This is a genomic window from Methylobacterium sp. E-046 (assembly GCF_022829625.1).
GTDB classification, from domain to species: Bacteria; Pseudomonadota; Alphaproteobacteria; order Rhizobiales; family Beijerinckiaceae; genus Methylobacterium; species Methylobacterium longum.
This window is the reverse complement of sequence record NZ_JAKSYP010000251.1, coordinates 66,421-87,098: the sequence shown is the minus strand read 5'-3', so window position 1 is coordinate 87,098 and position 20,678 is coordinate 66,421. Positions and strand designations below refer to the sequence as shown.

Annotated in this window: 26 protein-coding genes and 1 pseudogene; 18 read left to right on the top strand and 9 right to left on the bottom strand. The window is 65.3% G+C overall.

Going from position 1 to position 20,678, the window contains the following annotated elements:
* The 12 genes and pseudogenes from tuf to rpsQ all read left to right on the top strand — a co-directional run.
* Positions 1-143 (top strand): annotated as a pseudogene (tuf, locus tag MKK82_RS27255) (elongation factor Tu); the annotation flags it as partial.
* A gap of 79 nt (positions 144-222) precedes the next feature.
* Positions 223-531 (top strand): 30S ribosomal protein S10, encoded by a 309-nt coding sequence (rpsJ, locus tag MKK82_RS27250; protein WP_043351245.1) that lies wholly within the window; start codon positions 223-225, stop codon positions 529-531.
* Between the two features lie 51 nt (positions 532-582).
* Positions 583-1,308 carry a 50S ribosomal protein L3 gene (gene rplC / locus MKK82_RS27245; protein ID WP_238287392.1) on the top strand — a complete coding sequence of 242 codons (726 nt, stop codon included), beginning with the start codon at positions 583-585 and terminating at the stop codon, positions 1,306-1,308.
* Positions 1,308-1,928 (top strand): 50S ribosomal protein L4, encoded by a 621-nt coding sequence (rplD, locus tag MKK82_RS27240; RefSeq protein WP_238287393.1) that lies wholly within the window; start codon positions 1,308-1,310, stop codon positions 1,926-1,928. Before rplC ends, rplD begins: the two co-directional genes overlap by 1 nt.
* Positions 1,925-2,221 carry a 50S ribosomal protein L23 gene (locus MKK82_RS27235; protein ID WP_012319188.1) on the top strand — a complete coding sequence of 99 codons (297 nt, stop codon included), beginning with the start codon at positions 1,925-1,927 and terminating at the stop codon, positions 2,219-2,221. Before rplD ends, MKK82_RS27235 begins: the two co-directional genes overlap by 4 nt.
* A 25-nt stretch (positions 2,222-2,246) precedes the next feature.
* Positions 2,247-3,083, top strand: coding sequence for a 50S ribosomal protein L2 (rplB, locus tag MKK82_RS27230; RefSeq protein ID WP_238287395.1), 837 nt, complete (start codon positions 2,247-2,249; stop codon positions 3,081-3,083).
* Positions 3,084-3,088: 5 nt separating this feature from the next.
* Complete coding sequence (gene rpsS, locus MKK82_RS27225; protein WP_012319190.1) at positions 3,089-3,367, top strand: 30S ribosomal protein S19; 279 nt, start codon at positions 3,089-3,091, stop codon at positions 3,365-3,367.
* A gap of 1 nt (position 3,368) precedes the next feature.
* Positions 3,369-3,755, top strand: a complete 387-nt coding sequence (rplV, locus tag MKK82_RS27220; RefSeq protein ID WP_012319191.1) for a 50S ribosomal protein L22 — start codon at positions 3,369-3,371, stop codon at positions 3,753-3,755.
* 10 nt (positions 3,756-3,765) lie between these two features.
* Entirely contained in the window at positions 3,766-4,512 is a 747-nt protein-coding gene (gene rpsC / locus MKK82_RS27215) for a 30S ribosomal protein S3 (RefSeq protein WP_012319192.1), read from the top strand.
* Positions 4,513-4,523: 11 nt separating this feature from the next.
* On the top strand, positions 4,524-4,937 hold the full coding sequence (gene rplP / locus MKK82_RS27210) for a 50S ribosomal protein L16 (RefSeq protein ID WP_012319193.1): 414 nt from the start codon (positions 4,524-4,526) through the stop codon (positions 4,935-4,937).
* Positions 4,938-4,949: 12 nt separating this feature from the next.
* The gene (gene rpmC, locus MKK82_RS27205) at positions 4,950-5,165 is read left to right on the top strand and encodes a 50S ribosomal protein L29 (RefSeq protein ID WP_158169164.1); all 216 of its coding nucleotides are present in this window, start codon (positions 4,950-4,952) and stop codon (positions 5,163-5,165) included.
* A 21-nt stretch (positions 5,166-5,186) separates the two neighbouring features.
* Positions 5,187-5,453 (top strand): 30S ribosomal protein S17, encoded by a 267-nt coding sequence (gene rpsQ, locus MKK82_RS27200; protein WP_238287397.1) that lies wholly within the window; start codon positions 5,187-5,189, stop codon positions 5,451-5,453.
* Between the two features lie 842 nt (positions 5,454-6,295).
* Here the strand turns inward: rpsQ and recA are convergent.
* The 8 genes from recA to flgB all read right to left on the bottom strand — a co-directional run bounded on the left by recA (position 6,296) and on the right by flgB (position 14,407).
* Positions 6,296-7,357, bottom strand: coding sequence for a recombinase RecA (gene recA / locus MKK82_RS27195; RefSeq protein ID WP_373323336.1), 1,062 nt, complete (start codon positions 7,355-7,357; stop codon positions 6,296-6,298).
* 454 nt (positions 7,358-7,811) lie between these two features.
* Complete coding sequence (gene cckA / locus MKK82_RS27190) at positions 7,812-10,628, bottom strand: cell cycle histidine kinase CckA (protein WP_238287402.1); 2,817 nt, start codon at positions 10,626-10,628, stop codon at positions 7,812-7,814.
* 175 nt (positions 10,629-10,803) lie between these two features.
* Positions 10,804-11,871, bottom strand: coding sequence for a flagellar biosynthesis protein FlhB (gene flhB / locus MKK82_RS27185; RefSeq protein WP_243987472.1), 1,068 nt, complete (start codon positions 11,869-11,871; stop codon positions 10,804-10,806).
* A 41-nt stretch (positions 11,872-11,912) separates the two neighbouring features.
* Positions 11,913-12,674, bottom strand: coding sequence for a flagellar biosynthetic protein FliR (gene fliR / locus MKK82_RS27180; protein ID WP_238287404.1), 762 nt, complete (start codon positions 12,672-12,674; stop codon positions 11,913-11,915).
* A gap of 51 nt (positions 12,675-12,725) precedes the next feature.
* Positions 12,726-12,992, bottom strand: coding sequence for a flagellar biosynthesis protein FliQ (gene fliQ / locus MKK82_RS27175; RefSeq protein ID WP_238287405.1), 267 nt, complete (start codon positions 12,990-12,992; stop codon positions 12,726-12,728).
* Between the two features lie 193 nt (positions 12,993-13,185).
* The gene (gene fliE / locus MKK82_RS27170) at positions 13,186-13,500 is read right to left on the bottom strand and encodes a flagellar hook-basal body complex protein FliE (protein WP_238287407.1); all 315 of its coding nucleotides are present in this window, start codon (positions 13,498-13,500) and stop codon (positions 13,186-13,188) included.
* Positions 13,501-13,519: 19 nt separating this feature from the next.
* The gene (flgC, locus tag MKK82_RS27165) at positions 13,520-13,927 is read right to left on the bottom strand and encodes a flagellar basal body rod protein FlgC (RefSeq protein ID WP_238287409.1); all 408 of its coding nucleotides are present in this window, start codon (positions 13,925-13,927) and stop codon (positions 13,520-13,522) included.
* A gap of 78 nt (positions 13,928-14,005) precedes the next feature.
* A complete protein-coding gene (flgB, locus tag MKK82_RS27160; RefSeq protein ID WP_238287412.1) occupies positions 14,006-14,407 on the bottom strand; it encodes a flagellar basal body rod protein FlgB in 402 nt (133 codons plus the stop codon).
* A gap of 533 nt (positions 14,408-14,940) precedes the next feature.
* Here flgB and MKK82_RS27155 point away from each other — a divergent pair.
* The 4 genes from MKK82_RS27155 to MKK82_RS27140 all read left to right on the top strand — a co-directional run bounded on the left by MKK82_RS27155 (position 14,941) and on the right by MKK82_RS27140 (position 16,989).
* On the top strand, positions 14,941-15,225 hold the full coding sequence (locus MKK82_RS27155; protein ID WP_243987470.1) for a hypothetical protein: 285 nt from the start codon (positions 14,941-14,943) through the stop codon (positions 15,223-15,225).
* 87 nt (positions 15,226-15,312) lie between these two features.
* Positions 15,313-15,492 carry a hypothetical protein gene (locus tag MKK82_RS27150; RefSeq protein WP_243987468.1) on the top strand — a complete coding sequence of 60 codons (180 nt, stop codon included), beginning with the start codon at positions 15,313-15,315 and terminating at the stop codon, positions 15,490-15,492.
* Between the two features lie 348 nt (positions 15,493-15,840).
* A complete protein-coding gene (locus MKK82_RS27145) occupies positions 15,841-16,713 on the top strand; it encodes an NYN domain-containing protein (protein WP_243987466.1) in 873 nt (290 codons plus the stop codon).
* A 90-nt stretch (positions 16,714-16,803) separates the two neighbouring features.
* Positions 16,804-16,989: a hypothetical protein gene (locus MKK82_RS27140; RefSeq protein ID WP_243987464.1), complete on the top strand. Its 186-nt coding sequence runs from the start codon at positions 16,804-16,806 to the stop codon at positions 16,987-16,989.
* Here MKK82_RS27140 and MKK82_RS27135 read toward each other — a convergent pair.
* Positions 16,986-17,477 (bottom strand): hypothetical protein, encoded by a 492-nt coding sequence (locus MKK82_RS27135; RefSeq protein WP_243987462.1) that lies wholly within the window; start codon positions 17,475-17,477, stop codon positions 16,986-16,988. The genes MKK82_RS27140 and MKK82_RS27135 overlap by 4 nt on opposite strands.
* A gap of 92 nt (positions 17,478-17,569) precedes the next feature.
* On the opposite strand from MKK82_RS27135, the gene MKK82_RS27130 reads away from it, so the two are divergent.
* Positions 17,570-17,761 carry a hypothetical protein gene (locus MKK82_RS27130; protein WP_243987461.1) on the top strand — a complete coding sequence of 64 codons (192 nt, stop codon included), beginning with the start codon at positions 17,570-17,572 and terminating at the stop codon, positions 17,759-17,761.
* A gap of 49 nt (positions 17,762-17,810) precedes the next feature.
* Positions 17,811-20,678, top strand: coding sequence for a class I SAM-dependent DNA methyltransferase (locus tag MKK82_RS27125; protein ID WP_243987460.1), 2,868 nt, complete (start codon positions 17,811-17,813; stop codon positions 20,676-20,678).

The following is a 20,678-nucleotide window of genomic DNA, read 5'->3' as shown; positions in this document are numbered from 1 at the left end:
CCGAGATGGTGATGCCGGGCGACAACGTGACCATGGACGTGGTCCTGATCGTGCCGGTCGCCATGGAGGAGAAGCTGCGCTTCGCCATCCGCGAGGGCGGCCGCACCGTCGGCGCCGGCGTCGTCGCCGCCATCAACGACTAAGCCAGGACAGCATCCTTAGCAGGGCGCGGCGGGGACACGTCCTCGCACTCCCCGCCGTCCCTCTCAAGGTTTCAGGATCATGAACGGTCAGAACATCCGTATCCGCCTCAAGGCGTTCGATCACCGCATCCTCGATGCGTCGACCAAGGAGATCGTCTCCACGGCCCGGCGCACCGGCGCAACCATCCGGGGTCCGATCCCGCTGCCGACGCATATCGAGAAGTTCACCGTCAACCGCTCGCCGCACATCGACAAGAAGTCGCGCGAGCAGTTCGAGATGCGTACCCACAAGCGGGTGCTCGATATCGTTGATCCGACGCCGCAGACCGTGGACGCGCTGATGAAGCTCGACCTCGCCGCCGGCGTGGACGTGGAGATCAAGCTCTGAGTCCGCTGAGGACTTAGAGCTTACCGTTTCATCGCGCGAGGGAGAGAACCTATGCGCTCAGGCGTCATTGCACAGAAGGTCGGCATGACCCGCGTCTTCACGGACGCGGGGGAGCATGTCCCCGTCACCGTGCTCAAGATCGATCAGTGCCAAGTGGTTGCCCACCGCACTGTCGAGAAGAACGGCTACGTCGCGCTGCAAGTCGGCGTCGGCAAGGCCAAGGTCAAGAACGTCTCGGCCGCCGAGCGGGGCCGCTTCGCCGTGGCCAAGGTCGAGCCGAAGAAGAAGCTCGCCGAGTTCCGCGTGTCCGAGGATGCGCTGATTCCGGTCGGCGCGGAGATCACGGCCGATCATTTCATCCCGGGCCAGTTCGTGGACGTCACCGGTACCACCACCGGTAAGGGCTTCGCGGGCGGCATCAAGCGCTGGAACTTCGGCGGCCTGCGCGCCACCCACGGCGTGTCGATCTCCCACCGTTCGATCGGTTCGACCGGCGGCCGGCAGGATCCGGGCAAGACCTTTAAGAACAAGAAGATGCCGGGCCACCTCGGCGTCGAGCGGGTCACCACCCAGAACCTGCGCGTCGTCCGCACCGATCCGGAGCGCGGCCTGATCCTGGTCGAGGGCGCCGTCCCGGGCGTCGCCGGCGGCTGGATCCAGATCCGCGACGCGGTGAAGCGCAAGCTCCCCGCCGACGTTCCGCTGCCGGGCAAGTTCCGTGAGAACGGCGCATCCGCCCCGGCGCCCGAGGCCGCTGCGGCTGAGGAGACCGTGTGATGAAGCTCGATATCACCACCCTCGACGGTGCCGGTGCCGGCTCGGTCGAGCTGAACGAAGAGATCTTCGGTCTCGAGCCCCGCGCCGACCTGCTTCAGCGCATGGTCCGTTGGCAGCTGGCCAAGCGGCGCGCCGGAACCCACGCCGTGCAGAACCGCTCGGACGTGAACCGGACCCGCAAGAAGCTGTACAAGCAGAAGGGCACCGGTAATGCCCGCCACGGTGCGGCCTCGGCGCCGCAGTTCCGCGGCGGCGGCCGGGCTTTCGGTCCGGTGGTCCGCGACCACAGCCACGACCTTCCCAAGAAGGTGCGTGCGCTGGCCCTGCGCCACGCCCTGTCGGCCAAGGCCAAGGCCTCGACCCTGATCGTCGTCGACGACATCAAGATCGAGGACCACAAGACCAAGGGTCTCATCGAGCGCTTCGGCAAGATGGGCCTCTCGAACGCGCTGATCATCGGCGGTGCTGAGGTCGACGTGAATTTCGGCCGGGCCGCCCGCGCCATCCCGCAGATCGACGTGCTGCCCGTCCAGGGCATCAACGTCTACGACATCCTGCGCCGCGACACGCTCGTCCTGACGAAGGCTGCCGTCGACGCGCTGGAGGAGCGTTTCAAATGAGTGCCGATCCGCGCCACTACGACATCGTCGTCTCTCCGGTCATTACCGAGAAGGCGACGAACCTGACCGAGCAGAACAAGGTCGTCTTCCGCGTCGCCCCCAAGGCGACCAAGCCTCAGATCAAAGAGGCGGTTGAGAAGCTGTTCGACGTGAAGGTCACGGCCGTGAACACCCTTGTGACCAAGGGAAAGAAGAAGATTTTCCGCGGCCTCCGCGGACAGCGCTCCGACGTGAAGAAGGCGATCGTGACCCTGGCCGAGGGCCACACGATCGACGTCACGACCGGGCTCTGAGGACGGGTTTTAGGGATCCAAGCCGATGGCCTTGAAGACATTCAAACCGGTCACGCCGAGCCTGCGCCAGCTTGTGCTCGTCGACCGCCGTGAGCTCTACAAGGGCAAGCCGGTGAAGGCGCTGACGGAGGGCAAGTCGTCCTCCGGCGGCCGTAACAATCTCGGCCGCATCACCGTCCGCTTCCGCGGCGGTGGCCACAAGCGCGTTCTGCGCAACGTGGACTTCAAGCGTCGCGACCAGCTCGGCGTCGCCGCCACCGTGGAGCGGATCGAATACGATCCGAACCGGACGGCGTTCATCGCGCTGATCAACTTCCCCGACGGGAAGCAGAGCTACATCCTGGCCCCGCAGCGCCTGCAGCCGGGCGACAAGGTTGTGGCCGGCGAGAACGTCGACATCAAGCCGGGCAATGCCGGTCCGGTCGGCTCGATGCCGGTGGGCACGATCGTCCACAATGTCGAGCTGAAGATCGGCAAGGGCGGCGCGATCGCCCGCTCGGCCGGCAACTACGCGCAGATCGTTGGCCGCGACCAGGGCTACGTGACGCTGCGCCTCAACTCGGGCGAGCAGCGCCTGGTCCACGGCCAGTGCTTCGCCAGCGTCGGCGCGGTCTCGAACCCGGACCACATGAACATCTCGCTCGGCAAGGCCGGGCGCAACCGTTGGCTCGGCAAGCGCCCGCACAACCGCGGCGTGGCGATGAACCCGGTCGACCATCCGCACGGCGGCGGCGAGGGTCGCACCTCGGGCGGCCGCAACCCGGTCACGCCCTGGGGCGTGCCCACCAAGGGGAAGAAGACCCGGTCCAACAAGCGGACCGACGTGTTCATCCTGTCCAGCCGCCACAACCGCAAGAAGTAATCGCTATGGCACGCTCTCTCTGGAAGGGGCCGTTCGTCGACGGCTACCTCTTCAAGAAGGCCGAGGCGGCGCGGGGCTCCTCGCGCTCCGAGGTCATCAAGATCTGGAGCCGCCGCTCCACGATCCTCCCGCAGTTCGTCGGGCTCACCTTCGGTGTGCACAACGGGCAAAAGCACATCCCGGTCTACGTCACCGAGGAGATGGTCGGTCACAAGTTCGGCGAGTTCTCGCCGACCCGCACCTTCCCGGGTCACGCGGCCGACAAGAAGGCGAAGAGGCGCTGAGATGGGCAAGCAAGCCACCCCCCGCGCGCTCCCCGAGAACGAGGCGAAGGCCGTCGCGCGCATGCTGCGCGTCAGCCCGCAGAAGCTCAACCTCGTGGCGCAGATGATCCGCGGCAAGAAGGTCGACACGGCGCTCGCCGAGTTGCAGTTCTCGCGCAAGCGGATCTCCACCGAGGTCAAGAAGTGCCTCGAGAGCGCCATCGCCAACGCCGAGAACAACCACGATTTGGACGTGGACGACCTCGTCGTGTCCCAGGCCTTCGTGGGCAAGGCGCTGGTTCTCAAGCGCTTTCACGCCCGCGCCCGCGGCCGCGGCGCGCGTATCCTGAAGCCCTTCTCGAACCTCACCATCGTGGTTCGCGAAGTCCGCCAGGCCGAAGCGGCCTGAGGAGGATCTGATGGGCCAGAAAGTCAATCCGATCGGTCTCCGGCTCGGCATCAACCGGACCTGGGACTCCCGCTGGTTCGCCAACAAGGGCGACTACGCGAAGCTCATGCACGAGGACGTCGCGATCCGCGCCGCCCTCATGAAGCAGCTCAAGCAGGCGGCGGTCTCCAAGATCGTCATCGAGCGTCCGCACCGGAAATGCCGCGTCACCATCCACTCGGGCCGTCCGGGCGTGGTGATCGGCAAGAAGGGCGCCGACATCGAGAAGCTGCGCAAGCTCGTCGGCACGATGACCAAGGCCGACGTGACCATCAACATCGTCGAGGTGCGCAAGCCCGAGATCGACGCCACCCTGGTGGCCGACTCGATCGCTCAGCAGCTTGAGCGTCGCGTCGCCTTCCGGCGGGCCATGAAGCGCGCCGTGCAGTCGGCGATGCGTCTGGGCGCCGAGGGCATCCGGATCAACTGCTCCGGTCGTCTCGGCGGCGCCGAGATCGCCCGTCAGGAATGGTACCGCGAGGGCCGCGTCCCGCTGCACACGCTGCGTGCGGACGTCGATTACGGCACCGCCACGGCGTTCACGACTTACGGCACCTGCGGTATCAAGGTGTGGGTGTTCAAGGGCGAGATCCTCGAACACGACCCGATGGCCCAGGACAAGAAGGCCCAGGAAGAGGGCGGCCGCTCCGGCGGACGCCGTGAGCGCGATGGCGAGGGCGGCCGCGAGCGCGGACGCCGCGAGCGCGAGCACGCGTAAGGTAGGAAGCCATGCTGCAACCGAAAAAGACCCGCTTCCGCAAGCAGTTCAAGGGCCGCATCCACGGTGCGGCCAAGGGCGGCTTCGAGCTGAACTTCGGCCAGTTCGGCCTGAAGGCTGTGGAGCCCGAGCGCGTCACCGCCCGCCAGATCGAGGCGGCCCGCCGCGCGATCACCCGCGAGATGAAGCGCCAGGGCCGCGTCTGGATCCGGGTGTTTCCGGATGTGCCGGTCTCGTCAAAGCCGACCGAAGTCCGCATGGGCTCCGGTAAGGGTGCCCCGGATTACTGGGCCGCCCGGGTGCATCCCGGCCGGATCATGTTCGAGGTCGACGGCGTTGCCGAGAACATCGCCAAGGAGGCGCTCCGCCTCGGCGCCGCGAAGCTTCCGATCCGTACGCGGGTCGTCCAGCGCATCGCCGACTGAACGGAGGATATCGTGAAGTCGACCCAGAGAGTGTCTGATCTCAAGGCGTTGTCGCCGGATCAGCTGAATGACGAGTTGATCAACCTCAAGAAGGAGCAGTTCAACCTGCGCTTTCAGGGGGCCACCGGCCAGCTCGAGAACGTCGCCCGCGTCCGTGAGGTCCGCCGCGACATCGCCCGTGTCCGGACTCTGCAGCGCGCCAAGACGCTGCAGCAGGCCAAGGGCTGAGGCGGGTTTTAGGAGACAACCATGCCGAAGCGCATCCTGCAGGGCACCGTCGTCAGCGACAAGGGTGAGAAGACCATTGTGGTGAAGGTGGAGCGCCGCTTCACGCACCCGGTGATGAAGAAGACGGTGCGTCGCTCGAAGAATTACCACGCGCACGACGAAGCGAATGTCGCCAAGGTCGGGCAGACGGTGTTCATTGAGGAGTGCCGTCCCTTCTCCAAGACGAAGACGTGGAAGCTCGTCGAGGGCGAGGCCGCCCCGGTGGCCGAAGCTGGCGAAGCTGCCTGATACCGACGGTTTGGCGGCTGCGGGCGACCGCATCTGCCCGATTGTCCGCGGCCTTCGTAGCCGCGACGCTTCACGGCGCTGGACGCCTCGCTTGGCGGACTGCATCTATCAACGACGGGCACCCGGGCGAAGGTCGACCACCATGGTCGGGTTCGCGCCGGGTTTCTTCGTTCTGCGCCTGTAGGCGTTGTGTGATCCCTTCGCCGCGCCGCGCCCGGTGGCCCCGTGCTAGGATCATGAGGTCGGCTGGCGCCGGCGTTCGATCCTGCAATCTCTCGGAACCGACGCCTGTTCAAGTGGCTCCGTCGCATCCTGGAGCCGCGCCGGTTCAGCCGTCTTCTGATTGTCGCCCTGGAGGACGAACCGGGACGGCCAGAACGCAACGGCTCCGACTACGGTGACAACCGGGTCGGTGTTGGGCTGATCGTCCTGAACCCTGGAGGCGCGCTGCGCACGGGTGACGACGCGGGCGGCTTCTTCGCTGATGTGGTTGGAGGTGAGGCTGTCCTAGATCGGCGAGTCTGTCTTGGATCGGCGAGACAGAGATCGCCGCCGTCGGACGAGGACGCGCACGGGCTGAGGAGGCTGCTGGCCGCAGCGGCGGCAAGGTCGGTTCGCTTGAAGTGATTCTCCCTCGGATGGTCGACCCATCCCGGAAGTCCCGTCCTGGGGACCGATCGCTGTCACCACGATAGCCACGTCGACGGACGGCAGGCGCTTGCCGAGCCCGCAACGGCCCCTTGGCAGGGCCTGAACGGACAGCAGCCCCGGAGATGCTCCGAGGCTGCCCAATGTCTGGTGTCGAGGAACGCGCCGCAACCGGTCCCGGGTTGCGGCGGCGATCAGGCTTCGCCCTCGTCGAGCTCGTCGGCCGTCGGCGCGGCGTTCTCCAGGATCTTCTCCGCCACGAGGCCGGAATTCTGGCGGATCGAGGCTTCGATCTTGGAGGCGATCTCGGGGTTGTCGCGCAGGAAGCCCTTCGAGTTCTCGCGACCCTGGCCGAGGCGCTGGCTGTTGTACGAGAACCAAGCCCCGGACTTCTCGACGATGCCGGCCTTCACGCCGAGATCGATGAGCTCGCCGACCTTCGACACGCCTTCGCCGAACATGATGTCGAACTCGACCTGCTTGAACGGCGGCGCGACCTTGTTCTTCACGACCTTGACGCGGACCTGATTGCCGATCGCCTCGTCGCGATCCTTCAGGGTCGAGATGCGGCGGATGTCGAGGCGCACCGAGGCGTAGAACTTCAGGGCGTTGCCGCCCGTCGTCGTCTCCGGGCTGCCGTACATGACGCCGATCTTCATCCGGATCTGGTTGATGAAGATGACCATGCAGTTCGAGCGCGAGATCGAACCGGTGAGCTTGCGCAGGGCTTGGCTCATCAGGCGCGCCTGAAGGCCGGGCTGGCTCTCGCCCATCTCACCTTCGATCTCGGCCCGCGGGGTCAGCGCGGCCACCGAGTCGACCACCAGAACGTCGATGGCGCCGGAGCGTACCAGCGTGTCGGTGATCTCGAGGGCCTGCTCGCCGGTGTCGGGCTGCGAGATCAGCAGATCGTCGAGGTTCACCCCCAGCTTGCGGGCATAGACAGGGTCCAGGGCGTGCTCGGCGTCCACGAAGGCGCAGACACCGCCCTTCTTCTGGGCCTCGGCGATGGTGTGAAGGGCCAGCGTGGTCTTGCCGGACGATTCGGGGCCGTAGATCTCGACCACGCGGCCGCGCGGCAGGCCGCCGACACCCAGCGCTATGTCGAGCCCGAGCGAGCCGGTCGAGACGGTCTCGACCTCCTGCACCTTGTCGTTCTTGCCGAGCCGCATGATCGAGCCCTTGCCGAAGGCGCGCTCGATCTGAGACAGGGCGGCGTCGATCGCCTTGGACTTGTCCTTGTCCACCGGGGGCATGTCGACCACTTTCAATGCGGGCTGGGCCATCTGGCGGGCTCCTTATGAAGGGGTTGAGCGCAGTTCACAACGCGCCTCAACACCGATGTTATGTACTCGTTTTGTTCTAATCCGGCAAGGGCAGTCGGCCCAGGTGAGGCGGGGATCCGACCGGGCTTGTCGAGGGCATGACCGGTCCGGCGTCGTGAGCGGACGGATCGGGTCCGGCCCCGGTCGACGGGGTTCCGATCCACCGCAGCGGCTCCATTCCAGGTCCCCTCAGCAAGGTCCTGAATCCGTGTGCGCCGACGTTCCTGTGTCCTGCTTAAGCGTTGGGGCTTGATCTCGGGCTCGCCGGCGGCGCCGCGCAACGATGGTGCCGACGCTCGTCCCGCCGGATGATCGTCCGTCAGTACGGAGCGACAACCGCGCGGGCGATGGTTCGCCCGCGCGGATACCAGGCCGCCGCCGTTCCTCAATCCGCCATCGTCTTCTTCACGGTCTCGACGAGCTGCTTGAGGCTGAAGGGCTTGGGCAGGAAGTTGAAGGTTTCGCCCTCGGGCAGGTTCTTTCGGAACGCGTCCTCGGCGTAGCCGGAGACGAAGATCACCTTCAGGTCGGGCTGGTGCTTGCGCACCTCGCGCAACAGGGTCGGCCCGTCCATCTCGGGCATGACCACGTCGGAGACGACGAGGTCGATGGGCTGGCTGCCGTCGCGGACGATCGCCAACGCTTCGAGGCCCGAGGCCGCTTCCAGAACCGTGTAGCCGCGCGCCGAGAGGGCCCGGCTGTTGACCGCCCGGACGGGATCCTCGTCCTCCACGAGCAGGATGGTCCCCTGCCCCGTATGGTCGGCGGCGGGCTTGCGCGGCACCGGCTTGTCGGGCTTCCCCTGCGCCGCGTCGCCGGACCGGGCGGCAGCGGTCGTCTCGCGCGGCTTGCCGTCCGCCTTCGTGAGGACCGCCTCGGTGCGCGGCAGGCTGGGCTCCGAAGCCAGGAGCGGCGCCTCCTCGGGCTCGGCCACCGGCACGTGGCGCGGCAGGTAGATGCGGAAGGCGGTGCCCTCCCCCATGGCCGATTGCACGTCGATGGTGCCGCCGGACTGCTTGACGATGCCGAACACCGTCGAGAGCCCCAGTCCCGTGCCCTTGCCGATCTCCTTGGTGGTGAAGAACGGTTCGAAGATTTTCTCCATCAGCTCGGGCGGGATGCCCTGGCCGGTATCGCGCACCTCGATCAGCACGTGGTCGCCCGCCGGCGCCCCGCCGCGTCCCTCGGCGCTCGTGGCCGTCCCCGGATCGGTGACGTTCTCGGTGCGGATCATCAGCTTGCCGCCGTCCGGCATGGCGTCGCGGGCGTTGACCGCGAGGTTCACGATCACCTGCTCGAACTGGTTGACGTCGGCCTTCACGGGCCAGACGTCGCGGCCGTGCTTCAACTCCAGGGCGACCCGTTCGCCGAGCAGCCGCTTCAGCAGGAGCGTGAGTTCGGAGAGCGCCTCGCCGACGTTCATCACCTCCGGGCGAAGCGTCTGCCGACGGGAGAACGCCAGGAGCTGGCGGACGAGGCCGGCCGCCCGGTTGGCGTTCTGCTTGATCTGCATGATGTCCTGGAAGGCCGGATCGGTCGGCCGGTGGCTGGCGAGCAGCAGGTCCGAGTAGCCGATGATCGCCTGCAGCACGTTGTTGAAGTCGTGCGCGATGCCGCCCGCAAGCTGGCCGACCGCGTTCATCTTCTGGGCTTGGGCGACCTGCTGCTCCAGCTGGCGCTGAGCCGTCGTGTCGAGGGCGTACAGGATCACCCGCTCGCTCTCGTCGGTCTGCTGTCCCGGGTCGCCGCCGTCGGCCGGGCTGAGCCAGACCCGCGCGGATCGCCCGCCCGGCCCGTTCAGCTGGACTTCGATGGGCTCGGGATCCGTCAGCCCGCTCGTCGCACGGGCGAGCCCGGCCTCCAGGGCGGTCCGGTCGGTCACCGAGTCGGCGACGTTGGGCTCGACCCGGGACGCGGCCTCGCCGTCGATCGCCCCGTCATCCGCTTGGCGCGGCACCGTGCCGAACAGCCGCGTGAACGAGGCGTTGGCGCGGGCGATCCGCCCGGTCCGGTCCAGCGTCGCGATGGCGATGGGCGAGTTGTTGAGGAAGCGGGCGAGGCGCACCTCGGCGGCGCGCTGCGGCTCGTCGGCCTCGGCCCCGGCGGAGCGGTTGATCACGAAGGTCCGCGACGAGCCCGGCTTGCCGTCCTTGCCGAAGGCGACCCGGTGGTAGAGCCGCACCGGCAGGGTGTGGCCGTTGCGCCGCCGCAGGTCGAGGTCGAAGCGGTCGGTACGCACCTCGCCCGGCAGGCCGGCGGTGCGCACGAGGACATCCGCCTCCGGGGCGATCTCGGTGAGGTGCGGGCCGCCCGGGCCGACGCTGGCGAGGTCGTAGCCGAGCCAGGCCGCCAAGGTCGCGTTCATGTACACGATGGCGCCGGCCGGATCGATCGACAGGAAGCCCGCGGGCGCGTGGTCGAGGTAGTCGATGGCGTGCTGGAGTTCCTGGAAGACATTCTCCTGACGCTCCCGCTCGGCGGTGATGTCGGCCACCGTCCAGAGCGAGGCCGCCCGGCGCGGTCGCGCGAGGGGGCGGACCGAGACCCGGTACCATCCGAAGCCGCGCTCGCCGGCCGTGGGACCCAGCGGCGGCGACATGCGGACTTCCTCGGTATGGGCCCTGGCATCGCGCGAGGCCTGCGACAGGCGGTAGACCGCCTCGGAGACCTCCGGAGACCCGACGAGGATGCGCTCCACCGGCACGAGGTTGGAGAAGGTGTCGCCGCTGGCGATTCGCAGATAGGCCTCGTTGGCGTAGATCAGACGGCCGCCGTCCTCGACGACCAGCTTGCCGTCCGGCGACGCATCGACGATGCCCTTGGTGATGTCGTCCCGGGCGGCGCTGCCGCTGAGCTGGAGCGCCCCGATGGCCAGCGCGAACAGGAAGAAGACGCCCGCCATGGCCAGCAGGGCGAGCAGCCAGACGATGAGCGACTGGGCCTGCTCGTTGGCCACGAAGGACAGGCCGATCGCGGCGCCGACCAGCAGCCCGGCGAGCACGAGCAGGAGCCCGACCCGGCCCGGCTGCTCCGAGCGGTCGATCGAGCCCGTCCCCTGCGAGCTCGTCCCCTGCGAGCCTGCCCCCTGCGGCCCCGTCGCCTGAGCGACCGGCACCTGCACGGCGGCCTGCGCGGCGGGGACCGGCAGCCCCGAATTCTGCGGGCCTGCGGCGGGCGCCGAAGGTCCAGTGACGTCAGCCATCGGCTTCATTTCCAGAACAGTCACCCGGTTGGGCCCATCGGCCATATCAGGCCACGGGCAGGCCGGCACTACGCGCGTCGCGCCAAGCCTCGACACAGCCTCGCGAAAAAAGGTGGACGAAGCGTGGCTTCCGCGCGTCGTCCTCGTCCGTGACAGTGCCGCGGCGCACCGGGGCCTACGCGGCCCTCCGGCGCAGGCGCATCACGAACCCGATGACTTCCGCCACCGCGCGGTAATGCTCGGCGGGAATCTCGCGGTCGATCTCCACGGTGGCGTGGAGCGCCCGGGCGAGCGGCGGATTCTCGATCACGGCGACGCCGTGCTCGGCCGCCACCGTGCGGATGCGGAGGGCCAGGGCATCGACGCCCTTGGCGACGCAGACCGGCGCGGCCATGCCGGCCTCGTAGCGGAGCGCCACCGCGTAGTGGGTCGGGTTGGTCACAACGACGGTGGCGGTAGGCACGGCGGCCATCATGCGCTTCTTCACCCGCGCCATGCGCAGCTGCCTGAGCCGGCCCTTGACCTCCGGATTGCCGTCCGACTCCTTCATCTCCTGCTTCATCTCCTCCTTCGACATGCGGTGGCGCTTGCGCCAGCGGAACCGCGCGTAGAGCGCGTCGCCCAGCGTGATCGCGAGGTGCATGCACAGCATGCCGGCCAGCAGCCGCAGGCAGAGGGACAGGATCGCCGGCAGGGATGCGACCGGGTCGAGTTGGGCGAACACCTGCAGCCGGTCTCGGTCGTTCCACAGGAGCACGCCGCCGACCACGCCCACGGTGGTGATCTTGGCCAGCCCTTTGCCGAACTGGACCCAGGCCTCGATGCCGATGATCCGCTTCACGCCCGCCATCGGCGAGAGGCGCTCGAATTTCGGCATCAGCGCCTCGGGGCTGAACACCAGCGGGTGCTGCAGGAGCCCTGCGGCCAGGCCGGCGGCCGCCGCGAGACCCACCGGCACGGCCACCGCCTGCACCCACAGCCAGAGGCCGTGGGTCATGGCCTGCCGCATGGCGGTGGCGTCGTCCGGAAGGGTGTGGGCGTTCGCGAGATACGCCTTGAGCCCGTACATCAGGTTCTGCGCGATGTTGGGGGCCGCCATCAGCAGCGCGAGCGTGAAGGCCGCCAGGATCGCGAAGGTGTTGACCTCCGTGCTGTTCGCGACGTCGCCGCGCTCGATGGCCTGATCGAGCCGCCGTTGGGACGGCTCCTCGGTCTTGTCCTCGTCGTCGGTGTCCCCGGCCATCGCTGCCCGACCTCAGCCTGCACGCGGGACGGACGGGTCGCTCAGCGCCCCACCGACTCGGCGAGATACCGTCCGATATCGTCCAGGAAGACGCCCATCATGACGCCGAGGCAGCCGATCAGGATCAGCATGCCGATCATCACCGAGGCCGGGACCGCCAGGAAGAACACCTGGAGCTGCGGCATCAGCCGCGACAGGACGCCGAGACCGAGATTGAACAGGATCCCGAAGGCGATGAACGGTCCGGAGATCTGCACGGCCAGCGTGAAGCCGCGGGCCAGGGCCCGGGTCGCCAGCATCAGGGCGTCCGAGAAGGCCGGGACGCCGTCGGGCGGCAGCACCTCGTAGCTGCGGGCCAAGCCCTGGATGGCGAGGTGGTGCAGGTCGGTGGCGAAGATCAGCGTGATCCCCAGGAGCGACAGGAAGTTGCCGATCGCCACCTGCTGGCCGCCCTGCGCCGGATCCACCGTCATGGCGTAGGACAGGCCGAGCTGCGCCGCGACGATCACCCCGGCGGTCTGCAGGGCCGCCAGCACCATCCGCACCGTGAGGCCGAGCACCAGCCCGATGATCGTCTCCCCGAACAGGAGCCCGATCAGCCGCGGGCTGGCCAGGCCCTCCGTGCCGCCGAGCAATGGGCGCACGCTGGGAAACAGCACGAGGGTCGTCAGCAGCGCGAAGGCGAGGCGCAGGCGCGGCGGCACCGTCTGCTCGCCGACCCCCGGCATCAGCATGATCAGGGTGCCGATGCGCGCGAAGGCGATCAGGTAGGCCGACGCGATCCCGGGCAGGAGCAGGTTCATCGCCGCCCCTATGACACGCGGATCTAGCCCCTGTCGTGGCCGGAGCGTGCGTCATCCGCCGGTCGCGATGCGCGCGGCGATGCGCGTCATGTACCCGGCCATGGCGTCGCCGATGAAGGGCAGCATCAGCAGGAGCGCGGCGAACACGGCCACGATCTTGGGCACGTAGATCAGGGTCTGCTCCTGGATCTGGGTCAGGGCCTGGACCAGCGAGACCGCGAGCCCCACCGCCAGGGAGACGAGCATCAGCGGCCCGGCGATCTTCAGGAAGACGAAGATGCCGTCGCGGGCGACGTCGAGGATGGCGAGGCCAGTCATGGGGTGCCGTTCTGTGCCGGGATCATGGAGCGGGAGGGCCGGAGGGGTTCCCACGCGGGGCGCGGCGGATCCTCGCCGGCCGAGATGTTTGTTCGAGTCGCCCCGCATCGCGAGGCCGGCGCCGCGCTCCGGTCCGTCAGGATGAGGGAGCGGACCGGATGATCCGACTTCTCGGTCGGAACGCCGCCCATCGTCAGATCTGCATGCGCATGATCTCCTCATAGGCGGAGATCATGCGGTCGCGCACGGCGACCATGGTCTGGAGGGCGGTCTCGCTCTCGGCCACCGCGGTGACCACGTCGACCACGTTGGCCTTTCCGGAGGCGGCAGAGACGGCCTGCGCGTCGGCCCTGCGCCCGGCATCGCCGACGCTGTCCAGCGTCTGGCCGAGGAACTGCTTGAAGTCGCCGCCCGCTTCCGAGGCCGGCTGCACCCGGGGCGTGGGCCGGCCGGAGGCGAGACCCTGGACGGCGGCGTAGGCGCCCGCCGCGAAGTTGCTGGAAGCCATGGCTAGCCGTTCCCCGCGGTCACTTCAGGATCGCCAGCGTCTGGGCGAGCATCTTGCGCGTGGCGGTGACCATGTTGAGGTTCGCCTCGTAGGAGCGCTGGGCCTCGCGCAGATCCATGTTCTCGATCAGCGCGTTGACGTTGGGCATCTGCACCTCGCCCCGGGCATTGGCCGCCGGGTTGCCGGGCTCGATCTTCGTCCGGAAGGCCGACGGGTCGCGGCGGACGCGCCCCGCCTCCACGAGCCGGGCGCCGGTCTCGTCGTCGAGGTGGCTGGTGAATGTCGGGATCTTGCGCCGGTAGGGCTGCGCCCCCGCCGAGGCCGGCGCGGAATCGGCGTTGGCGATGTTCTCGGCGATGATCCGCATCCGGCCCGACTGGGCCTTGAGGCCGGCGGCCGCCACCGCGAGCGACTTGCTGAATTCCATGGCTCAAGGCCTTCCTGCCGTGACGAATGACCCGCGCCCCGCGCGCTCAGCGCTGGCCGCCATCAGCTCCGGCGACCGTCAGCTCTTGCCGACGGCGATCTTCAGGGTTGTCAGGCTGTGCTGGTAGAGCGAGGCGGCGAGCTGGTAGTCGGACTGGTTCTCACCGGCCTTCATCATCTCGTCCTCGAGATTGACGCCGTTGCCGCTGGGGCGGATCTCGAACCCCTTGGCGCGCTTCGAGTCGGTCCCGGTCCCCTGCCCGGCCGGCGCGATGTGAGCGGGGCTCGTCAGCGCCAGGGTCGTGGAAGCATTGACCGCCGCGCCGGTCGACCGGTCGAGGCGCGGCTCCACGAGGTCGCGGGGCTTGAAACCCGGCATGTCGGCATTGGCCACGTTCTCGGCGATCAAGCCCTGGCGTGCCTGCGCCCATTGCATCCGTGTGCGGAGCATCCCGATCACGGGCAGGTCGGTGAGGGCCACGGTCGCCTCCGGTCTGGCGTCGCCGCGCCGGAACGAGCGGGCTGGGCAAAATCTGCCGTGCGCATGGTTAACGGCGCGTTAAGCCCCGGCCGTTCGCGCGGGGCCGAAGCCGGTCCGGTGCCGTGTTGCGAGCGGGACAGCCCGGGCGAACCAGAGCTTCGGGATGCCGGCGGTGCCCGCGAAGTACCCGACGCCGACGATCGGGGGTCCGCCATCGGCGGAGCGCCGGGGCCCTGGCTCGCCCGACGTCGCCGGGACGCCGTACCCGCGATCCAGGTATCCCAGAGGCCGGCGTCCCCGAGGGTGCTGACCGGATCCTCCTCCCGGCATCGCGCAACGCGCCGAGCTCGCCGGATGTCCTATCCGGATCGCCGGGAACCCTTTTTCCCATCCTATTGTCTTGATGGCGCGGGTTTAAAAGGTCTGTTAACGAACACTCAACGTTAAGTCTTTGTTTTCGTTGGATTTCGTTCCCCGCCCTCCCCCCTCCCCAATTCGTGGACGTGACCGTTCAGCTGCGTTGGGCCGGGCCTATGGCCACCAACCCCACCGTCTCCGAGCTGCGCAAGGTCGCCGAGATCTCCGATCAGGAGGTCGACGCTGCAGTCGACGCGGTGTTGGCTCACCTCGCGACCGAGGCATACCCACTCGCGAAGGGCTTGACCCTCGACCTCGTCGAGACGATCCGCACGTACGAACGCGCGGCCGAGGCGCTGAAAACCGAAGGCCGCTTGGAAGCGGAACATGGTCCGGACCGCGATCTTGCTCGCGCATCCGGTGAAAGGATAAGGCGATGGCGCAGCTCACGAAGGTCGTGAGCCTAGATCGCGCGCGCGGGGTCGAGAGGCATTGCGCAGAGCCTTTCCGATGGGTCAACGCGCAGCCGTTTGCTGGCAAGCCTTGAGATGGCGCACGACCACATTCTTTTCGACGCGAACCAGCTCGCCGAAGAGTTTGCGACCGACCAACCGATCCAGCACCTGCTTCGGGCGCTCGGCGGCGGCTGGAGTGCGCAGCCCGACGATCACCGGCCTGGCGCTTGGATATTCCCGGTATTACGCAGCAACCTCACCCAAAAACGGTGAGGTAGAGCGGCCATTCATACAGCAGGCTCGACGCTGAAGCGGCAGGCTAAATGCGGCGCTCAGAACGCCTTTTTTCACCTGTGGAAAACTGGAAAATCCGTGCGGCTTTTTTGCCGCGCTCGTCTTTTTGCGTGGGATAAATTTGCCGCGACCCCTGTTAGTTAACTACATTACGCTTTCTTTTTCAGTGACTTGACAGTTTCGGAATTAACAAAAAATCCCTTGACGCCGGGCGATGCCGTACCTATTTTCCGGTCATCGCCGCCGCCCTCCGCTATTTTTAATGTGAGGGTTTCGGCCTACAAGAAGGGCTCCTGCGGGAGCCCTTCGCTATTTGTAGGCTAGCTCATGTCGCGCGTGGCGGTTTTTGTTGATGCCGGTTACTTGTTTGCGCAAGGCTCTGTAGCCTTAACCGGGTCCAAAGCATCTCGCACGCTTTTATCGCTCAATGAAACCGCCGTAGTGGCTGAGTTGACTGCGGCAGCAAAATCGAAAAGCGAAAATGCTTCTCTTCTTCGCATCTATTGGTATGATGGAGCTATTGGATCTCGCGGCCTGACCGCTGAGCATTCAATTCTAGCGCATACAGATTACGTAAAACTTCGGCTTGGTAACATGAATAGTGTGGGTCAACAGAAGGGTGTTGACTCGCTGATCGTTACCGATTTGATCGAGCTTGCACGCAATCATGCAATAAGCGACGCATTGCTGCTTTCAGGAGATGAAGACGTCAGAATTGGCGTTCAAATAGCTCAAAGTTTTGGGGTGCGCATTCATCTATTAGGGATCACTCCCGCACGCGGATCTCAAGCTATTACACTGCTGCAAGAAGCCGATACATCCACTGAGTGGGATCGAGCAACCGTATCTAAATTTTTGACTGTGAAACCTGCGCGCGCTCCTGCGCCGCTTCCGGCGCCAGGGCCAGCGCCTTCGACCGGCGGGACTGAATTGCCAGAGGCCGAAGGTTCACTTTTTGCCGACGTTGATTTGGCGAACATTGAGAGGGTCGCTGAGTACCTTGTCGACGGTCTCGATACGACGGAGTTGAATGACTTAACACTATTTTGGAAATCAAGTTCTGGCGTTCCACGTGAATTTGATGGGAGACTACTGGGATATTGCCGGACGGAAATTAAAAGAGATTTGAGCCAGGCCGAAAAGCGGCACGCCCGTGCCAAATTTTGCGAAAAGGCAAAAGCCAGAATACCAGGTTGTTAAGTTGGCAAAATCTAGACTCGCACACCTTTCTGCTTCCCAGCGTACCTGATCCGTCCCTGCGCCGGTCTGCCGCTGACGTAGAGGCAAACCGTGACCGACGAACAGAAGGGCTACCTGCAGGCGCTGTCCGACGTGCGCTCCTGGCACCGATGGGAGATCAGCCAAAGCCTCGGGGGCGCCCGGACTATGGAGGCGCACGAGTCGGCCGTCGCTTGGCTCGACCTACTGATCGCCACGAAGAAGCAGCACGCGTCCGAGGATGAGGCGGAGCGTTAGCGCGCCCGAGCCGCGAGCTCCCAGACCGGCACGCCACATTCCTGACCCTGCCGATTGCGGTAGGCTGCGGTCTGCTCGAATAGCACTCGGTTCGCCTCAACGCCGCGCGCCGGGGTGCCGCCGACCATCAGCGCACCGCAGTAGTCGACGCGCAGGGTGCCGTGGTTTGGATGCACGCTGAAGAGCTGCGGCGCAGTCCAGCCGAGCCGGTGGGCCTCGGCGCCGTGCTGATCGCAGAACGCCAGCGCGCTCGTGCGCATCCCCGCCCACTTCGCCGGGGCCAGATACCGGCACGGCGAGGCGTGCTCAGACAGGCACTCGATCTGGTCGCGCCAGGAGGCGACGGCGGGCGGGAGGTCTGATATGGCCGCTGCGATACGGCGAAATGGTTGATGAAACGCAAAGCGCACCGCGGTAATGTCGCGGCCAGCATCGATGAGAGTCCGAGGGGCGCGCAGCGTAAGATACCAACCGGCTTCTACGCTCAACAAGCCATTCTGGATTGCAAGAAAGCCAGAAATGTGGATGCCTGCTGGGATCGGCGTCGCTGATACCGGTGCGTCACTCGAGGAAACGCCAAATGGCCGGCAGGCAGGCGGTTGCATCCAAGGTCGAGGAAGCGGCGGAGTCCGGAAAAAGCACGTCCCTAAATTTCAAAGTCAGCCCTGAATTCAAAAAGCAGTTCAAAGGGTTCGCAGTAGCTCAAGACATCAGCATGACCGAGCTCCTTAAGGAGGGTTTTGCCCTTTCGAAGAAAAAGCGTCTCAAGTGATGATCACTGCCGATCCAGTAGCGACCGCCCACGAGGGTGGACCGCAGCGATGACGATCCATCATGCCGGCGACGTCTTCGCATCGGCACAATGGCTATTTGCCATCGGAAGCGGTGACTTCCAGGTCGCCGAGGGCCTATTGGCGGTCAATGGCTTCGATCCGAAGAACCATATGCCCGACGTCGTAGCTATCATCGAGCGCGCACGGTCTTATGGAGCACGTGCAGTTCTGTTCGAAGCACAACGTCACCGCCGGGCGCCTGTCGCCCAAGCCTTCATCTTCAACGCCCAAGACCATAGCAACGACGCTGAGTTCGCTGAGCTCCACAAGCGCCTTTGGAGTTGGGGCGGCGTACCTCTACTTTACCGGGTTGGTCCCGGCGTCATCCAGCTCTTCCGGTGCGTCCACGAACCCGATTTTGTGGGCGAGGGCGAGGCTCCGGTGTGCAATCCTATTCGGACGCTCAAAGTCGGCGCGGATATCGCAGCGCACGAGATCTGGTGGGATTTCGATCGCATCCATAATGGCGCGATATGGGATGATCCCGAGGCGTGCGCGCTCATGCTTTCGGCGACGAAGTCGGCGCACCGCAAACTGGTAGCTGGCGTTCGTGCGCTTGCCCTTCAAATTTCCGACAGCGACCTGCTCGACGCGCGATTGCGCCGGCGGTTACTGATCCTGTCGTTGCTGATCGCCTATCTTGAGGAGCGGCTCGTCCTTCTACCCGAGGATTTTGCGCGCGCACTGCCCGGTGCTAAGCGGTTCTTCGAGGTGCTCGTCAATGGACCAGCGCTTGTTAAACTCCTTGAGGTCCTCGAGGAGCGGTTCAACGGTCATGTTTTCCGACTGAGCGACGCCGACCGGACCAAACTATACTCAAGCAGCGAACTCGGCCGCTATGCTCGATTAATTCAGGGTTATGAGGACGAGGCTGGTCAGATTAGCTTCTGGCGCCTCTACTCCTTTCGTGATCTGCCGGTCGAGCTGATAAGCAACATCTATCAATTGTTTGTTAAGGACTCTACTAGCTCTATCTACACTCCCCCTGCGCTCGTACGTCTGATGCTTGAAGAAGTGCTGGAATGGGAACGGATCGATAGCCTCATGGCTACCGACGGTGTCATTCTCGATCCGGCGTGCGGCTCGGGTGTATTCCTAGTTGAGGCGTACAGGCGGCTCGTCCTCCACTGGCGATCGCGCAACGGCTGGAAGCGTCCGAACGTAGCCGACCTGCGGAAGCTCCTATTCCGCGTCCACGGAATTGATCTGGAAGAGGGCGCTGTCGAGCTCGCTGCATTCAGCCTCTGTCTGAGCCTCTGCGACGCGCTCGAACCCAAGGAGATCCGGGCGAGCATCAAGCTTTTCCCACAGCTAACGGGCGAAACGCTGCATCACAGCTGCTTCTTTGAGGCGAAGCAGCAGGGCCTATTGACTGCACCGGTCGCAGTGCTGGTTGGCAATCCGCCATTCGAGTCCGTGCTCACCACCGATGGCGCCAAAAAGAGCGCTGCAGCCTATGCCAAGGCGCATGAGGCGCTCGCCGACAATCAGCTCGCGTACCTTTTCCTGCACGATGCCATGGGGATGCTCGTCGAAGGTGGCGTCATCGCAATGGTCGAACCGGCGGGTTTTCTCTACAATCAGAACGCGCGATCATTCCGTTTGAATTTCCTGAAGCACTGGCGCGTACGCGAGCTGCTAGATTTTGTGTCGGTCCGCGGCCTGTTCAGAAAGGGCAATGCCGATCCCAAGGTCGTTGTAGTTATCGCGGAAGCTCAGAAGCCCGCTCAAGAAGGTCGTATTCTGCATGCTGTCTTCCGTCGTAGTGGAAGGGCTACTGCAGAGCAGGGCTTCGACATTGACTATTACGATCTGCACTGGATCCGCAATACCGACGCTGCACAATCGCGTGACGTATGGCGAGCCAATCTGCTCGGGGGCAATCGCGCCCGCGACCTGATCGAGCGGCTGCGCGCATACCCAACGCTCGGAGAATACGCAGTTGCGCGTAATTGGGATGGTGGAGAGGGCTATCTCGGAGGCGAGAAGAACGCATCCGGCAATGTTGCACATCTGATCGGCAAGCCATTATTGCCTACCAGCGCCCTAGGTGCCAACGGAATTGACAGATCTGCGATTTCGGTCGTGCCCGAAGCTGGGATTAAAGACCCAAAGACGGAGCGCCGGTTCCAATCGCCTTTGCTGCTACTGAAAGAGCATCAAGATCTCCATCTCGACGTTTGGACGAATGGGTACCTCGTCTTCAAGAATGAGATCGTCGGCTTCTCCGCACCGGGCCAAGCCGACGATTTGCGTGCAGCAGCAAACTGGCTCGCCAAGGAACGAACCATCCTCCGGGCTTATGTAGCGGGCATCAGCTCGCGCCTGTATACACAGCGCGCAACCTCGATTTTCAGTGCAGACATCTTCGCCCTTCCGTTTCCCAAAGACGGAAAATTAGACATCAGCACCAATGAGCGCATCGTTGCCGAAGATATAGTTGAGTACCAACGGGATTTTATCCGACTCGGTACCGAGGCAAAAATTATGCAGAGGGTGCCAGAAGACGCGCTAACAAGTTTTGATGCCGTACTTACCTCGCAAGTAAACCAAGTTTACAGCCGAAACCCGCTTAGATCGCTCACCGCGTATTTTTGGGCAGGTGCTGTTTGTAAGGCTTATGCCTTTGGCGACGGTGCTGTGGATTGGTCTGGTGCTGATGAGCTTCGCGACCGGCTTGATACGCTGCTTCGCGAGCGTCGTCGCTCAGGCCTGACGATCACACGCATCGTTCGGCTCTACGACAAGGGTTTTGTGTTTCTGCTGAAGCCCGATCGGCACCGTTTCTGGACAAGATCGATCGCGTTGCGCGACTCCGATGACGTGCTTGCCGACCTGCGGGCGCAAGGCTTCTGA

Excerpts from the sequence above, each read along its gene's own strand:
- rpsJ (WP_043351245.1), top strand. The coding sequence starts at position 223 with ATGAACGGTCAGAACATCCGTATCCGCCTCAAGGCGTTCGATCACCGC.
- rplC (WP_238287392.1), top strand. The coding sequence starts at position 583 with ATGCGCTCAGGCGTCATTGCACAGAAGGTCGGCATGACCCGCGTCTTC.
- rplD (WP_238287393.1), top strand. The coding sequence starts at position 1,308 with ATGAAGCTCGATATCACCACCCTCGACGGTGCCGGTGCCGGCTCGGTC.
- MKK82_RS27235 (WP_012319188.1), top strand. The coding sequence starts at position 1,925 with ATGAGTGCCGATCCGCGCCACTACGACATCGTCGTCTCTCCGGTCATT.
- rplB (WP_238287395.1), top strand. The coding sequence starts at position 2,247 with ATGGCCTTGAAGACATTCAAACCGGTCACGCCGAGCCTGCGCCAGCTT.
- rpsS (WP_012319190.1), top strand. The coding sequence starts at position 3,089 with ATGGCACGCTCTCTCTGGAAGGGGCCGTTCGTCGACGGCTACCTCTTC.
- rplV (WP_012319191.1), top strand. The coding sequence starts at position 3,369 with ATGGGCAAGCAAGCCACCCCCCGCGCGCTCCCCGAGAACGAGGCGAAG.
- rpsC (WP_012319192.1), top strand. The coding sequence starts at position 3,766 with ATGGGCCAGAAAGTCAATCCGATCGGTCTCCGGCTCGGCATCAACCGG.
- rplP (WP_012319193.1), top strand. The coding sequence starts at position 4,524 with ATGCTGCAACCGAAAAAGACCCGCTTCCGCAAGCAGTTCAAGGGCCGC.
- rpsQ (WP_238287397.1), top strand. The coding sequence starts at position 5,187 with ATGCCGAAGCGCATCCTGCAGGGCACCGTCGTCAGCGACAAGGGTGAG.
- recA (WP_373323336.1), bottom strand. The coding sequence starts at position 7,357 with ATGCCCCCGGTGGACAAGGACAAGTCCAAGGCGATCGACGCCGCCCTG.
- cckA (WP_238287402.1), bottom strand. The coding sequence starts at position 10,628 with ATGGCTGACGTCACTGGACCTTCGGCGCCCGCCGCAGGCCCGCAGAAT.
- flhB (WP_243987472.1), bottom strand. The coding sequence starts at position 11,871 with ATGGCCGGGGACACCGACGACGAGGACAAGACCGAGGAGCCGTCCCAA.
- fliR (WP_238287404.1), bottom strand. The coding sequence starts at position 12,674 with ATGAACCTGCTCCTGCCCGGGATCGCGTCGGCCTACCTGATCGCCTTC.
- fliQ (WP_238287405.1), bottom strand. The coding sequence starts at position 12,992 with ATGACTGGCCTCGCCATCCTCGACGTCGCCCGCGACGGCATCTTCGTC.
- fliE (WP_238287407.1), bottom strand. The coding sequence starts at position 13,500 with ATGGCTTCCAGCAACTTCGCGGCGGGCGCCTACGCCGCCGTCCAGGGT.
- flgC (WP_238287409.1), bottom strand. The coding sequence starts at position 13,927 with ATGGAATTCAGCAAGTCGCTCGCGGTGGCGGCCGCCGGCCTCAAGGCC.
- MKK82_RS27155 (WP_243987470.1), top strand. The coding sequence starts at position 14,941 with ATGGCCACCAACCCCACCGTCTCCGAGCTGCGCAAGGTCGCCGAGATC.
- MKK82_RS27150 (WP_243987468.1), top strand. The coding sequence starts at position 15,313 with ATGGCGCACGACCACATTCTTTTCGACGCGAACCAGCTCGCCGAAGAG.
- MKK82_RS27145 (WP_243987466.1), top strand. The coding sequence starts at position 15,841 with ATGTCGCGCGTGGCGGTTTTTGTTGATGCCGGTTACTTGTTTGCGCAA.
- MKK82_RS27130 (WP_243987461.1), top strand. The coding sequence starts at position 17,570 with ATGGCCGGCAGGCAGGCGGTTGCATCCAAGGTCGAGGAAGCGGCGGAG.
- MKK82_RS27125 (WP_243987460.1), top strand. The coding sequence starts at position 17,811 with ATGACGATCCATCATGCCGGCGACGTCTTCGCATCGGCACAATGGCTA.